The organism is Daejeonella sp. (assembly GCF_037719425.1).
GTDB lineage: Bacteria > Bacteroidota > Bacteroidia > Sphingobacteriales > Sphingobacteriaceae > Daejeonella.
In genome coordinates this window covers 15,777-30,366 of sequence record NZ_JBBJNI010000033.1, presented here as the reverse complement: position 1 = coordinate 30,366, position 14,590 = coordinate 15,777, and the positions used below count along the sequence as shown (strand labels likewise).

The 14,590-nt window shown below is 43.6% G+C and carries 8 protein-coding genes; 5 read left to right on the top strand and 3 right to left on the bottom strand.

The features are described 5' to 3' along the window. Positions 1 to 139: 139 nt before the first annotated feature. Together WKF69_RS06555 and WKF69_RS06550 are read right to left on the bottom strand one after the other, a co-directional pair. Entirely contained in the window at positions 140 to 3,283 is a 3,144-nt protein-coding gene (locus WKF69_RS06555) for a TonB-dependent receptor (protein ID WP_340380571.1), read from the bottom strand. 123 nt (positions 3,284 to 3,406) lie between these two features. Next, complete coding sequence (locus tag WKF69_RS06550) at positions 3,407 to 4,930, bottom strand: sulfatase (protein ID WP_340380570.1); 1,524 nt, start codon at positions 4,928 to 4,930, stop codon at positions 3,407 to 3,409. Positions 4,931 to 5,144: 214 nt separating this feature from the next. Here WKF69_RS06550 and WKF69_RS06545 point away from each other — a divergent pair, with 214 nt between their 5' ends. After that, positions 5,145 to 9,209: a response regulator gene (locus tag WKF69_RS06545; protein WP_340380569.1), complete on the top strand. Its 4,065-nt coding sequence runs from the start codon at positions 5,145 to 5,147 to the stop codon at positions 9,207 to 9,209. Here the strand turns inward: WKF69_RS06545 and WKF69_RS06540 are convergent. Further along, positions 9,201 to 11,129 (bottom strand): right-handed parallel beta-helix repeat-containing protein, encoded by a 1,929-nt coding sequence (locus tag WKF69_RS06540; RefSeq protein WP_340380568.1) that lies wholly within the window; start codon positions 11,127 to 11,129, stop codon positions 9,201 to 9,203. The genes WKF69_RS06545 and WKF69_RS06540 overlap by 9 nt on opposite strands. Positions 11,130 to 11,423: 294 nt before the next feature. Between WKF69_RS06540 and WKF69_RS06535 the strand changes: the two genes are divergently transcribed. From WKF69_RS06535 to WKF69_RS06520, 4 genes are all read left to right on the top strand, one after another. Then, positions 11,424 to 11,765, top strand: coding sequence for a hypothetical protein (locus WKF69_RS06535; protein ID WP_340380567.1), 342 nt, complete (start codon positions 11,424 to 11,426; stop codon positions 11,763 to 11,765). A 25-nt stretch (positions 11,766 to 11,790) separates the two neighbouring features. Beyond that, a complete protein-coding gene (locus WKF69_RS06530; protein WP_340380565.1) occupies positions 11,791 to 12,015 on the top strand; it encodes a hypothetical protein in 225 nt (74 codons plus the stop codon). A 22-nt stretch (positions 12,016 to 12,037) separates the two neighbouring features. After that, positions 12,038 to 13,576, top strand: a complete 1,539-nt coding sequence (locus tag WKF69_RS06525) for a sulfatase (protein WP_340380563.1) — start codon at positions 12,038 to 12,040, stop codon at positions 13,574 to 13,576. Positions 13,577 to 13,718: 142 nt separating this feature from the next. Further along, positions 13,719 to 14,590 (top strand): alpha/beta hydrolase (locus WKF69_RS06520; RefSeq protein ID WP_340380561.1); only part of this gene is annotated, 872 nt, incomplete at its 3' end.

Below are 14,590 nucleotides of genomic sequence, written 5' to 3'. Positions count from 1 at the left end.
GCATCAGCCGGACTATTGAATGAATTCCCGGTATTCGACTGGTCAAGGGGTTCAAGTTCTATAAATTTTTTGCACGACGAAGCACTGAGCAGCAGTAAGCAAACCAAAAGTCTTGTGATCTTATTCATAGTGAATTTTTTTAAAATGAAATATTTAATCCCATAGAAAGCAATCTGGACATGGGATAGAGTCCCGCATCCACGCCGTTATTCAAAGGGTTTCCACCTCCAGCTCCAAGCTCAGGGTCGTAGCCCGGATATTTGGTTAAGGTGAGGAGGTTTTGACCACTTACAAAGAACCGGGCAGAACCGGCGCCGATCTTGCCCGCTAATTTTGCCGGCACGGCGTAACCAAGGGTGATATTTGATATCCTGAGATAAGAACCGTCAAGCATATAGAAGTCTGATGCAACATCCGTTAGTGTACCAAAGCCAAAGATGGCTCTGGGAATATTGCCCGTCCCCGGATTTTGGGGTGACATCCACCTTCCACGGATCACACCATCCTGATTCAGATTGCCATTTAAATTGGCTCCTACCGCATAATTGTAAAAAATATCATTTCCAGACACCCCGTTTGCGGTAATGCTTAAGTCGAAAGCTTTAAATGACAGTGTATTTGAAATTCCAAAGTTGAATTCCGGGTTTGGATCACCAACAAAGTCCAGGTCATTATTATTCACCACTCCGTCACCGTTCACATCTTTAAACTTCCTGTCGCCAGGCCTCGGATTGTTATCCTGAACTGCATGGGCATTAATTTCTTGCTGGGTATTAAAAATGCCTTGTGTCACGCGCATGTAGAAGCGCCCCAGAGGCTGTCCTACTATTGTACGCGAATTTCCAGCTTCAATGAAATCGCCCGCCGCCCCTCCCAGGGCTATAACTTTGTTCCGGTTAAAGCTGATATTGGCGCGGGTATTCCATTTAAGCTTGTTCACCAGGTTGGCAGTACTAACCGAAAGCTCAAGACCCTTATTCTGTACTTCACCAATATTTTGCAGGGAAGTGGCGAATCCCGATATCCCCGGAATATTCACATTAAGAAGCAATCCGTTGGTGTTTGATTTGTAAACATCCGCAGTGAGTTCGATCCGGTTATTGAGAAAGCCTATGTCAGCTCCGAGGTTAACAGAACGCTTGGTTTCCCAGGTGACAAACGGGTTTGCAAGCCGTCCGGGTGCAGTAGCATTTACCAGGGCAGGGGTCGCTCCGAGAACATAGGTAAGATTCTGAATATTCGGAACAAATGTATAGTTCCCAATGGCGTTATTCCCCGATCTCCCGTAGCTTACTCTCCATTTAAAGTCAGATATGAAGTCCAGCTTTTTCATAAAGTTTTCTTCAGACATTCTCCATGCGAGCGCCCCTGAGGGAAACAGCCCGTATTTGTTTTCCGATCCGAACCTGGACGAACCGTCGCGCCTGATCGTAGCAGTCACTATATATTTATCGTCGAACGTATAATTAAGCCTGCTGAAATAGGATACCAGCGACCACTGGCTTCGGTTTTCCGACCCGCCGGCAATCAGGCCGGCGGCAGAAACATACTGGACATTGTCATTTGGATAATTACTCCCGGACACCTGTACAAGCTGGAAGTCATTTTTCTGAAGTGAAAATCCGGCTAATGCGTTAATCAGATGTTTCGAATTAATCTGCTTATTATAGGTCAGCAGATTTTCGTTGAGCCACTCTAATTCCTGCCCGGATGTGGCGTTTCCCGAAGGCACGCTTGGAGCTGGGGTACCACCGCGACCTGTTTGGGAGCTAAGAAACCGATGCACCCGGTTAAAATTTGCGTCGATCCCGATAGAGGTCTTAAATTTTAAGTTGTTAGTGATATTATAATCCATGAACATATTCCCCAGAAATCTGCTCTGGTTAAGATCATACTGGTTTTCTCTTGCCGCTGCTACCGGATTATCCACCGCCCCCAGACTTCCCAGGTTTGCTGCGTTGCGAAGCGCGAGCGGATTAGTATACGTACCGTCAGGCATGTAAGGCCCGATAAAAGGCGCAAGCCTAAGTGCCATACCGACCAAAGCACCCGCAAAATGTCCGTCGCTGTTTGCTTCATTGTTGCTGGAGTATGATGGCGTCAGCCGGAGACCCATGCTCAGCTTATCACTTAGTTTAGCATCGATGTTAGCTTTAAAAGAGTATCGCTTTAATCTGGTTTCTATTAATGTCCCTTCATTATTAAAGTGGCTGGCAGATATGGCATACCGGGTATTGTCATTCCCTCCGGTAAGTGCCAGGTTATAATTCTGGACTTTCCCTGTTGTGAAAATCTCGTCCTGCCAATCTGTGTTCGTCCACTTGGTGGGGTCGAAATATATAGAAGGCACAGCAAAAGTACCACGCGAGGCGTTGGGTGTCGCCGGATTTCCACCGCTTTGCAGCCAGCCATTATTTCTCGATTCGATATGGTATTCCGCGAATTCCGCTGCACTCAGTACATCTACTTTTTTAGTTATGTTCTGGATTCCTGTATACGTGTCGAATATCAACTTCGGCTTGCCGGATTTCCCGGTTTTAGTTGTAATGATCACCACCCCGTTAGCCCCCCGGGAACCATAAATGGCTGTAGCCGAAGCATCCTTTAATATGTCGATGCTTTCGATATCAGCAGGATTTATCGAGTTTAAAGGATTTGAACTTACGGGCAGCCCTTCCGCACCCCTGGAGCCGCCGGTTATGGGAAACCCATCAATTACGTAAAGAGGATCATTACCGGCAGTAATTGAGCTGTTTCCCCGTATCCGTACTACTACACCCGAACCTGGAGCCCCGCTGTTTTGAACAACCTGCACCCCTGCAGCCTGGCCCTTAAGAGCCTGATCGAAGCCGGTAACAGTTTGATTTTTGAGCTGGTCCTGGGAAACAGACACCACGGAACCTGATACATCTTTCTTGCGCAGGGTATTATAGCCAACAACGACCACCTCATTCAAAGAGCTTCGGTCCGGCGACATGGAAATAGTATAGTCTGACTGGCTTGATACGGCTTTCTCCTGGGTCATATATCCTATGAAAGAGAAAACAAGAATTCCTTCCTTTTCAGGAGAAGCAAGGCTGAATCGGCCATCGGTATCTGTTGATACCCCCAGGGAAGTTCCTTTCAATCTGACCGATACGCCAATCATAGCAAGCCCGTTTTCATCCTGTACTTTTCCGCGAATTGTATTAGACTGCTGGGCAAAGGCATATTCGCTAATCCCTAGAAGTACTGCAACCGAAACTATTAACAATAGCCAGTAAGAACGTGAAAATTTCTTCATAATTTAAATTAATGGTTAATATTGAGGGGTTCATTCAAATTTCATAAATCGCTTGAAACAATTTCGGTTTAGAGTTAACTGATGCACACCAGTTGCCAGCAGCCAAACTCATGCTAGAGGCTGCTATTGCTCAGCCTTACCCTTCCTGCCGTAATAAGGATAGGTGTCGAAAATATCCTCGCTATTACCGAGCAGGGGATCACCTGTTTTCCGGCGCCAGCTATCCAGTTGCTTCTTAAGAACCCTTACAGCTTTTTCGTTCTCCGGATTTTCAGCTAAGTTGTTCAGCTGATCCGGATCATCCCTGAGGGAATACAATTCTCGCGCAGGCCGCTTTTCCATACTTGCCTTTACCCATTTTGAATAGGCAGCATTATTTCGGTTCGTCATTAAAAAGGCCTTCGTGGGTCCATCATCAATATCTCCGAAAGGACCTGGTGGAATTGTGTAATCGGGATCCCCCGCAGGCCACCTGTCGGGCTTTAGATTCTCTACATATAGGTATTCTGACGTCCTTATCGCTCGTACAGGATATCCCAACAGATCCGGGCGTACATTTGCATGTCGCTCGCGTTCGAGAAAAACCTGGCGAAAACGCTTGTCTTTTTTATTTTTCTGCAGCAGGGGAAGGAGTGATCTTCCGGTGATGGCTTCATCAGGTGTGAGCCCGGCAGCGTCCAGTATCGTGGGAGCTATGTCTATCAGCGAAACCAGTTCATTGTAGCTTCTCCCTTTTTCAAAGTTATTACCCCAACTCATTACCAGCGGCACATTGCTCCCTGAGTCGTAAACCGTTGCTTTCGCCCGGGGAAAGGGCATCCCATTGTCGGATGTGACGATTATCAGCGTATTTTCATATAAACCTTTCGCCTTTAATAAAGCGACTGCTTTACCAATGGTCTCATCGAAGCGTTTTACCTCTGCCAGGTAATCAGCGATATCGCTGCGTACAATTTCATTTGAGGGCAGCCAACCCGGCATTTTTATCCTTGCTCTATCCATTGAGGTCGCGTCTTTCAACCCAGCCACGTAAGGCCGGTGAGGATCACTGCTGCCAAGCCAGAAGCAAAAGGGTTCTTCATTCTCAAGTTTTCCGATAAACTCGTCAAAGCTCTTGAACAGCGGACCTGCCGGATTTTGTTTATATCCCCCAGGCTCAACCTGACCCGGACTGTATCCCTTCCCATTTAAGCCGATGCGATACCCCATTTTAGCCAAACGTACTGTGTAGTTTGGGAACTTCGATGGGAAAGTACTCCATAGATTCCCTCCTTCTTCTAATTCATGCGGATGCTTTCCGCTCAATATGCTCGCCCGCGACGGAGAGCAGGACGAAGCTGCGCAAAACGCTTTTTTAAATACCACTCCGTCGGAAGCCAGGCCGTCGATAGCCGGAGTTTTAATTGCCTGTTCACCATAGATCCCCGCATTTAACGACATATCGTCGGCGATGATAAAGAGAAAATTGACTTTCGTAGCTACTTTCTGCGCAACCAGATCGCTTGAAGGTATTGCAATAAATAATAAAAAGAAACACAGTATGAACCGGGAATAATGATTACCAGGCATCAAAAACAGATTATCCTTACAAGCGAACAAGGTCGGTGCAGTCCTTACAAATCTTAGTTTTAAAAATTTAAGTTCCATAGTTTGTCTTTACAATTACAGGTTAAAGTTTGGCAATACCGGCTTAACAATATTGCATTGAAAGTTCATTTTGTGGTATTGAGAGTGTGAACATAAATCTCAGATCATTGTAGTGGATACTCCGTGCTGGCTAAGCACGATATAATTTATAAAGTATAAATTATATCCTTGAGTTACCTCCTAAATCGTAAGTTTATATTCCATTATAGATAAAATGAAGTATCCGTATCCCGTAAAGGGTATTCTGTCAAAGTTTGTAAACTGGTTCGCTTTTCTTTCTTTTTTTACAATTCTGACATTTATGCCGGTCGCAGGCAATGCCCAGAATTCAAATATTCCATATAAGGAGCTAAATATCAATAATGGCCTCCCCCATACTGATGCTTTCTGCACAGTGCAGGACAACAAGGGTTTCCTCTGGTTTGCTACTCTGGATGGCTTATGCCGCTACGATGGCAACGATATGGTTATTTTCAGAAACAATCATTCAGATCCGGGTTCGGTAATTACCAACAGGATCACTGCACTGGAATTTGACCTGGATAGAAACGGGCTATGGGTAGGCACTCAGGGCGGCGGGCTTAATTTTTTCGATCTCATTACAGGTCAGTTTTCACGTTTCAGCCTGATCAAAAACGACAAATCAATTGCAAAAGAAATAGTATCAATAAAGCTGCTAAGTAATAAAAGCATTTGGGTTGGAACAACAACCGGGATTTTCAAAGGAACACGCGGAATTTCATTCAAAGAAGTGCCGGCTTTGACAAAGGTGGCCGAATCTTTCTTTCTTGACCGTAATAAAGGGCTATGGATAGGAACGTTGGAAGGTCTTTATTATCAGCCGGCGGGGAAAAGCGATTTCATGCGGTTTTTTACGAATGAATTGAAAATAGTTAACGCTGTAGCCAGGGCGGACGATTCTCACATTCTGATAGGCAGCACGACCGGCGTATACAAGATCGACGTCAATAGGTTCAGTATCGATAAAGTGAATGATATGCAGGCAGTTTCGATATTGTCAGACAAGAATTCAATCTGGGTTGGAACCAGCTTTGATGGCTTGTATGAATGCGATAACTCCGGCAAAATCATACAGTCCTACCCTTTCGGAGGTCACCCGGGAATGCGGAAAAGCCAGGTAAAGAATATTTTCAAAGATCGTTCGTCGAGCATTTTTATTTCAACGCTGGGCGGGGGAATTAAGATCATTAACAAGAATAACTATGCATTTGAGTCGTTTCCGACAGGTGTTTCGGCACTGGATTTCGAAAAGGTAAAAAAGCCATTATGTTTCTTTACGGATAATCAGCGGTATCTTCTGACAGGCACCCGCAGCTACGGCATCGCCCGCTTTGACAGGCTGGCCAATGAGATGAGATACTTTAATGTTGATAAAAAACCCAACCTGCCATGGGGTACTTTCGACGTTACCGCTTTATACCAAAACAAGGCAGGTTATCTGCTGGCCGGCACTACTGCCGGCATTTACATAACTACCGCCTCTCTGGAATCAACCGGATATGCCCCGCGGAACTTCACGAAACTCAATACACCTTTTCCCTTTACCCGTGTAAACAAAATAACCGAAGATAAAGATTCTAACGTGTGGATTGCAACGAACAAGGGCATGATGATTTATGACAGAAATGCCATACTGATATTCTCAAGCAATGACAATCCGGAGCTTAAGCACCTTCAGAACGACTTTCTGAATGACATTCTTATTGAAGAAACACGAGGTGCAAGCTCTCGTACGGTGTGGCTCGCCAGCAAGGCTGGTATAACGAGGCTGGAGTTCGGGGATAAGTTTAAGCTGACCGATAAAAAACGAATAGTTTCAGGCAAGTCCCGATCATCTCTCTATTCGGATTGGGTATCGCTCCTTCATAAGGACGGAAAAGGCAACATCTGGGCTGGCACAATTGGCGGAGGCTTAAGCCGCCTGAAAAAAGCCGGATCCGGATACGAAGTTGAGACGATCACAACCGATGATGGCCTGCTGACAAACGATATTGAAACCCTGGAGGAAGACTCAGAAGGTAATTTCTGGCTAGGCAGCCTGGGTCTTACAAGATACAATCCATCGAACAAAAGCTTCAGCTATTTTGATTCCCATGATGGATTGCAAAGCAATGCCTTTAAAGTTTGGTCCTCTTTTAAAACTCCCGCAGGCGAATTAGTATTTGGAGGTATAAATGGGTTTAACATTTTTTATCCGCAGAACATTTCAAAAAACCGGGAAGTGTTTCCTCCTCAGCTCACCAATCTTGTAATCAATAATAGATCCGTCACTCCCAATCTGCCCGTTGACGGAGAGATCATCTTGAAAAAGAATTTCGCCTACACCAGTGAAATAGAGCTAAATCATGGGATCAAAAACTTTGGAATTGAGTTTGCGAGTGTACATAGCTACAACTTTAATAAGATAATTTATCGGTACCGGCTCTTACCATATGATAAGAAATGGAGCTATACAAACAGCAAGAAGCGTTTCGTAAATTATGCCGGACTGCAGCCGGGCAAGTATACGTTTCAACTGGAAGCTTCCGGTGGCAATGGTGTCTGGAATGACAAGCCTGTCACCCTTCAGATCACGCTGGTTCCCTCGTTCTGGCAAAGCATCTACGGCTACATGCTGTATTTTGCAATTATTCTTGGCCTGCTCTTCCTGCATAGACGATATTCGCTCATAAGGTTAGATATCAAGCATAAGCTTAAACTTGATCAAACCCGCAGCGAGCAGGAACTGGCATTGTACCGGGAGAAACTTCAATTTTTTACGAATGTTTCGCATGAACTCCGTACGCCCCTGACATTGATCACCTTTCCTGTCGAGCAATTGCTGAGTGAACCTGGAAATTCAGATTACCTGAAAACCAGGCTTAAACTGATACAAAAAAACGCGGACCGACTTAAAACACACCTGGACCAGATCCTTGACATCAGGAAGCTTGAATCCAGGCAGGTTGAACTCAACCTCGAAGTCATTTGTTCTGATAAGTTCTTCTCAGCTATTTTTTATCAATTTGAGTCTGCAGCACAAGAAAAGCTGATAAGGCTGATTTTAAGAAATAATCCGGAAGTTCTTTTCGAAGCCGATGTATTTAAACTGGATCAGATCCTGATAAACCTGTTATCAAATGCGCTTAAGTTTACCCCGTCTGAAGGCACCATAGAACTCAATATTGAAGTCAAAGATTCAAATTTAATAGTGTCCGTAATTAATTCCGGAGATTCACTTGCTCCCTCTGAACAAGTGCGCGTATTTGAGCCCTTCTTTCAAATTCCAGGTAAGAAGGCAGCTGCCGGGCTGGGGCTCGGCCTTAGCATCTCCAAACATTTAGTAGAGCTTCACGGCGGTACAATCGCGGCAAGCAATGAATTCAGGGAAGACATCATGCAGTTCGTTACGAACTTTACATTTAATCTTCCGGTCAAAGAGCAGTTTAAGATCATGGACGGAACCCTGACAGACGACAAGGCGCTATTTGATCTTATTAACCCGCAGCATGATAACGAAGGAGCTGAACGATCATGCCTGGTCGTGGTAGAGGACAATGAAGATTTCAGGCAGGTTCTTAAGCATGAGCTTTCGAAACAATACATTGTGCATGATGCTTCCGAAGGTTCGTTCGGCCTGAAACTTATAAAGAAATTTAAACCGGAACTGGTTATCACAGACGTTATGATGCCAGGCATGAGTGGTCTGGATTTGTGCAGAGCAATGAAGTCTGATCCCGCTTTGCGCCAAATACCGGTGATCATGATCACAGCGCAAACCAATTACGAAAGCAAGATCAGTGGATTGGAAGCAATGGCGGATGACTATATCACAAAGCCCTTCAATTTACTGGAATTAAAATTAAAAATTAAAAACCTGATCCATCAACGGGAAAGTTTAACGACACAGATCAGCAATGAAATGGCGCTGAAGCCCGCAGAACTTCAATTTGATTCAAGAGATCAGCGGATCCTTAAAGGGATAATTTCCATTATAGAGGAAAATATTGAGAATACAGATTTTAGTGTAGAAATATTGTGTAAGCGGGCAGCTATGAGCAGGCCTGTGCTATACCGAAAGATGAGAGAACTCACGGGTATGTCCATTCAAATTTTTATCCTGGATATCAGATTGAAAAGATCGGCTCAGCTGCTTTCAACAAAAGGCTTTTCTATCTCAGAAGCGATGTATAAATCCGGCTTTTCAAGCCCCTCATATTTCAACAAGGCATTCAAGAAGAAATTTGGAGCCAGTCCGACCGCATACAGATTACTTTGATGCCGACCCGATCTGCCGGTTGGATTGGTCAATCAGTTTGCCCGGGAGCGGTTCAGTGAAAATAAAGTTTTTAAATGCAGCGTCATAACGGTTCCCGGTGATATCAGCGCGGAAGACATTCTGGAGCTTAACTACAGGATTGTCGGCATTAAGCGGGTATTTTCCGGAATACCGGATCACATTATTCCTGAAGATAATATTCTGAGTATTCTGAGCGGATAGTATAGCGGACGCGAAGGTAGTAAATGTATTATTTTCGATGACGATCTTCCCGTGAATATATTCCCCCTGATCTGCGTGGGCCATTACATTTATAAGTGCGAGAGGTTTCGGTGGTCCATAAGATCCATCAAGAAACGTGTTATTACGGATGGTAAGATCACGGACGAAACCGGACTCATACCAAAAAGTAAATTCGTTTGGGCATTGTATAGCTGACATCATGTTGCTAAAAGTATTGCCCTGAATTATTGTTCTCCTGGGTGTGGAGATTAAAAAGCCTCGTGCCCGGTTGTTAACGATCCTGGAGTTACTGATCTCAACTGTTGGATATGCTGATATGTTTTCCAGGTAGAATCCCTTCTTTAACTGCTCTGCTGTCTCTTTAAAGTAAATCCTGAAGTATCTCGGATTGATCATCCTTATGCTGTCTACAGTTAATGATGTCAGAGCCTTTGCCGAACTCCTGGGGTTCACCGCAACAACCGTATCTCCCGGCCGGGCAAATTCATAGCCCGTCTGCTGGAAGTGGCCGACCCGTAAACCTGCGGTTTTACCGTCTAGATCAGTAACTTCGAAATATGTTCCGTGAATGTTTGTAGCATCGTCAAACTGATTTTCGAATGTACATTCTTCCATCTTAATCTCACCCCGGCACCCCACAAAATGGGTGGCATCCGCTGTCGTGGCAATTGTCCGTCCATCTGCCTCATCTGGCCGGACATTAAACCGGGTTAAGGTGATGTCCCTGCAGCTTTCAGCAATTAGCCCCATACCACTCGCGTGATGAACAGTGACGTTATTCACCTGCAGCCTTTCCGATCTGATCAGCCTGAAAGCAGGAGCCAGCCTGTTATATCCGTTTCTGCCTTTGGCAACCAGCACCCAGCCAATTTTCGGTAAATTAGGCTTCACGCCTCTGACGCGCACCAGGCCAGGGCTGAGTTGCGTGGCGATAAGGCTGTTTTCAATGCTGCGATTCCGGAACGCCGGATCATTATTATCGACCGGATATAAAATGGGCTCCTTGTCTTTCAGATTTGCGACAGATCTTTTCACTGCCTGATTCATCGGAGGGGTCATTGCCCTGCTCTGGAAAGCAACCGCATCTGTAGCTCTGTCCCAATACACTGCGTTTTCCAGATTATGCTCAAAACCCTTTTTTATAAAGATCAATTCGCCGTTTTTAATTTCATAAGGATATTGGTCTGTTATCCCAAAGTCAATATAAGGGTCACTGGCATCGCTGCTGACTCCAGCTACCACCAATTCACTGTGAGTGGGCCGGAACCAGTTCACGCTGAGATTCCTGATAGTTATGTCAGAAGAATTTTCTATAGCAAATGGTATGATCAGGCCATGCATGATAAATTTCGCGCCCCCACCATCAATCTCAAGTCCATGAAAATCAATAATCGGAAAAGCCATTCGTCTCGGCCCCGAATCATGGTTACTTATGAAAGCGTATTTCTCAAACGCATGATCGTCGTAGAAATGGTAAGTTCCAGGCTGGAAAATAATTTTTGAAACCTTCCGGTCTTTAGCCTCTTTTAAAAGTTTTAGAACCCCCGGAACCACATCACTGTCTTTTTCCGATATGAAATCTGCAGCCAGCAGCACTTTTTCCTGCGCGAACGAGGAGGCACAGACACCTGTGCAGATCAGGATAAGAAAAGATATCCGATAACGAAATTTACTCATAAGGGCATTTGGTTATTGCTATCCTGGCAGACACCAGTTCAACAAAACTGCGAAATTGCAGGGCTTTTGTTTTGTGCTGATCGCTCAAATACTTGCCCTCAGTAGTTCAACTCAAGGTTAAGTTATGCAAAGTGTCGTCCATGGACTTATTCCGAAGGCAGTCCATTGGATCATAAAGGGATTTTTTATCCACACATTTGCTCTTTGGTTTAAGAGTTCAGCGCAGCGCTCTTAAATGACACCCGATAGAGCTAAGCACAAATGAAACGCTGGACAACCGGCTAAATTACCTGCATGAGAATCTGGTACGCGCTGGACTGGTTTGGGATATTGCGGATTTTAAATATAGCAGTTCAGCAGACTATTGTGAGAAAGAGAAGGGGATCATCTAAAAAAAATATGGACAATGCAGATTGCCCCGTTTATTTATGGGGAATAAACAATACAACTTATTCATTGCAGTTAACACCTGTTAAACCAGGATTATATTCATCACTACCACAGGGCCGGCCTTCTGAAGTTCAAACTTTTAATTACATAAAAGATCCTCAGAGTCGGTCGCTTTTAAATAATACGGATAACCAGTTATTGATTATTCAGTCAAAAGAATGGCTAAGGAGGCATGCTTCTGCATAAGGATGATCCTGCTTTGAAAAAATACATGGAATGGAGTATTTTCAAAAGACCCGCAATTGAACTTTATGATTTAAAAAAAGACCCTGATCAATTAAACAACTTAGCATCCGACCCTAAGTATGCAAAAATTAAGTTTACTTTTAATAAACAACTGACGGATTGGAGAAAAAAAACTTCAGATCCGCTACTAAATTCTAAAACAGATGTGTTTGATACATTTCCATATTATGGCGTTAAAAAGGGTAATTAATCATGTTCTCAATAGATCTCTTATGATAAAGTTTTTTAGTTCTCTGCCATTCTTTTTTTTAGCCTGCCTGAATTGTTTCTCACAATCAGGAACCTCTTCTCTTACTTATCAGAAAATAAATGGCACCAAACCCCGAAACATAATTTACATCCTTTCCGATGACCATCGGTTTGACTTCATGGGATTTACAGGCAAAGTGCCTGGATTACAGACGCCAAACCTGGACAGGCTTGCCAGCGAAGGCGCCCATCTGGAAAATACCTTTGTTACTACCGCTTTATGTTCGCCAAGCCGGGCATCTATCTTGACAGGTCAGTATACCCATACCCATACTGTTGTTGATAATGAAGCACCTGCACCTGCAAGCCTTATTTATTTTCCGCAGTACTTACAAAAAGCCGGATACCAGACGTCCTATTTCGGCAAGTGGCATATGGGAGGTGATAATCCTGATCCACGCCCGGGATTTAGCAGGTGGGTCAGCTTTCGCGGACAAGGGGTTTATTATAATCCGCTTTTAAATATCGACGGTAAGAGTGTGCAATACAAAGACAGTGCTTATGTAACTGATGTTCTTACCGATCTGACCATCGACTGGCTAAAGAAAAGGGATAAAAACAAGCCATTTTTTGTTTATCTGTCCCATAAAGCGGTGCATTCAGAGTTCCATCCTGCAAAGCGGGATATCGGCAGATACAAAAACATAAAGATCCAATATCCGGTTTCCATGTTTTCTACTGCGACCAGTCAAAGTAAAAAATTTACAAAAGGAATCATCCAGGATACCAGCAATTTAAAATTTAATTATAATGATATCCCAAAATGGGTCAGGGCTCAGAGATACAGTTGGCATGGTGTGGACTTTATGTACCATGGCGCTACTGATTTTGACCAGTTTTACCAGGATTACCTGGAAACATTAATGGGTGTTGACAACAGCGTTGGGCGCGTGCTTGACTATTTAAAAGAAAATGATCTTGACAAAGAGACCCTGGTTATATACATGGGAGATAACGGTTTCGCTTTTGGCGAACATGGCCTGATCGATAAACGGACGGCTTACGATGAATCAATGCGTGTGCCTTTATTGGCACGCTGCCCACAATTGATTAAACCTGGCACCAAAGTAAAGCAGGCGATATATAATGTGGATATCGCCCCAACTATTCTTGAAATGGCAGGTGTGGCCAAACCTCCTCAGATGCAGGGAAGATCTTTTCAGCCACTCCTAAAAGGACAACAAATTCCATGGAGGGACAAGGTCTTTTACGAATATTACTGGGAGAATACATTTCCTCAAACCCCAACTCAGTATGCTGTAAGAACAGACCGGTATAAATTCATAAGGACTATAGGGGTTTGGGATATTGATCAGCTATATGATCTGCAAAATGATCCCAACGAAATTAATAACCTTATCCGCGATCCGAAATATCAGGATATGGCAAAACAATTCAACATGGATTTATGGGATTGGCTAAAGGAAACAAATGGATTAGCTATACCATTAAAGCCGATTAAAAGTAAAAAAAGTGATCACCTCTATAAAGGGACCTGGTAATGCAGAAAATTTCTTCAAACAGACTAAGCTTACGAGTATTTTTTGTTTTCGTTCTGCTTACTGGAATTATGGCCACAGCTTATTTTCAGGCGGTTCAATTGAAGAATACAGCGGTTCATAAAAAAATATAAATATTAATCAAATGAAAAGCACTGGATATCGCAATACGTTTGCAATCGCAGCATGCCTGCTTTTGTTATACGCCTTTAAAGCAACTGAAATTGTACCTCAGAATTTAAAAGCTCAAATTACAGATACTTTAAAACTCAATCGTTCAGCGCCTCCTTTTGTATTGGAAAACTCAAAATTTTCATTCTTTAAAAATCTTTCATATGGAAAGGAAAAAGAACAGGTTTTTGATATTTTTTTACCAAACGCTGGTAAGCCTTCAGGATTAGTAATCTATGTTTTTGGTGGTGGTTTTATTCGTGGTAACCAGGCACAGCCTTATCCAAACAGTAAAGCATTAATTAACAAATTACTTGCAAATAATATTGCCTACGCATCTGTTAATTACCGGTACGTTTCGGATGATGGTAAGGGCTTATTTAAATGCTTTAATGATGTAGCCAGGGGGTTGCAATATATTCGCATGCATTTCAGAAAGCTCAATATTGAAAAGCAAAACGTGGTTTTTATGGGAGGATCTGCTGGTGCGGGCGCAAGCATATGGATTGCACTCAGTAATGATATGGCTGATAAAAACAATCCTGACCCTGTTTTAAGAGAGTCTACCCGTGTTAAAGGCGTTGTTGCAATGGAAACCCAGGCTACATATGATATTTTAAACTGGCATAACCATGTTTACAATGAATATTTAGGAAAAGGGATGAGTCAAAAATTTATTTTAGATATTGGTACTCCTGAAAGAATTTTGACGGCTTACGGTTTTAAGAGTTTTGCAGATACCGCTACGGCAGCCGGTATCGCCCGGCGCAAGAGCCTGAATCTCCTTAATCTGATGAGTAAAGATGATCCTGAAATCTTTGCGGAAAATGTAAAACGCCCTTATCG

Bases quoted from the DNA above. Each gene is read 5' to 3' on its own strand.
- WKF69_RS06555 (WP_340380571.1), bottom strand. From the start codon at position 3,283: ATGAAGAAATTTTCACGTTCTTACTGGCTATTGTTAATAGTTTCGGTT.
- WKF69_RS06550 (WP_340380570.1), bottom strand. From the start codon at position 4,930: ATGGAACTTAAATTTTTAAAACTAAGATTTGTAAGGACTGCACCGACC.
- WKF69_RS06545 (WP_340380569.1), top strand. From the start codon at position 5,145: ATGAAGTATCCGTATCCCGTAAAGGGTATTCTGTCAAAGTTTGTAAAC.
- WKF69_RS06540 (WP_340380568.1), bottom strand. From the start codon at position 11,129: ATGAGTAAATTTCGTTATCGGATATCTTTTCTTATCCTGATCTGCACA.
- WKF69_RS06535 (WP_340380567.1), top strand. From the start codon at position 11,424: ATGAGAATCTGGTACGCGCTGGACTGGTTTGGGATATTGCGGATTTTA.
- WKF69_RS06530 (WP_340380565.1), top strand. From the start codon at position 11,791: ATGGAATGGAGTATTTTCAAAAGACCCGCAATTGAACTTTATGATTTA.
- WKF69_RS06525 (WP_340380563.1), top strand. From the start codon at position 12,038: ATGATAAAGTTTTTTAGTTCTCTGCCATTCTTTTTTTTAGCCTGCCTG.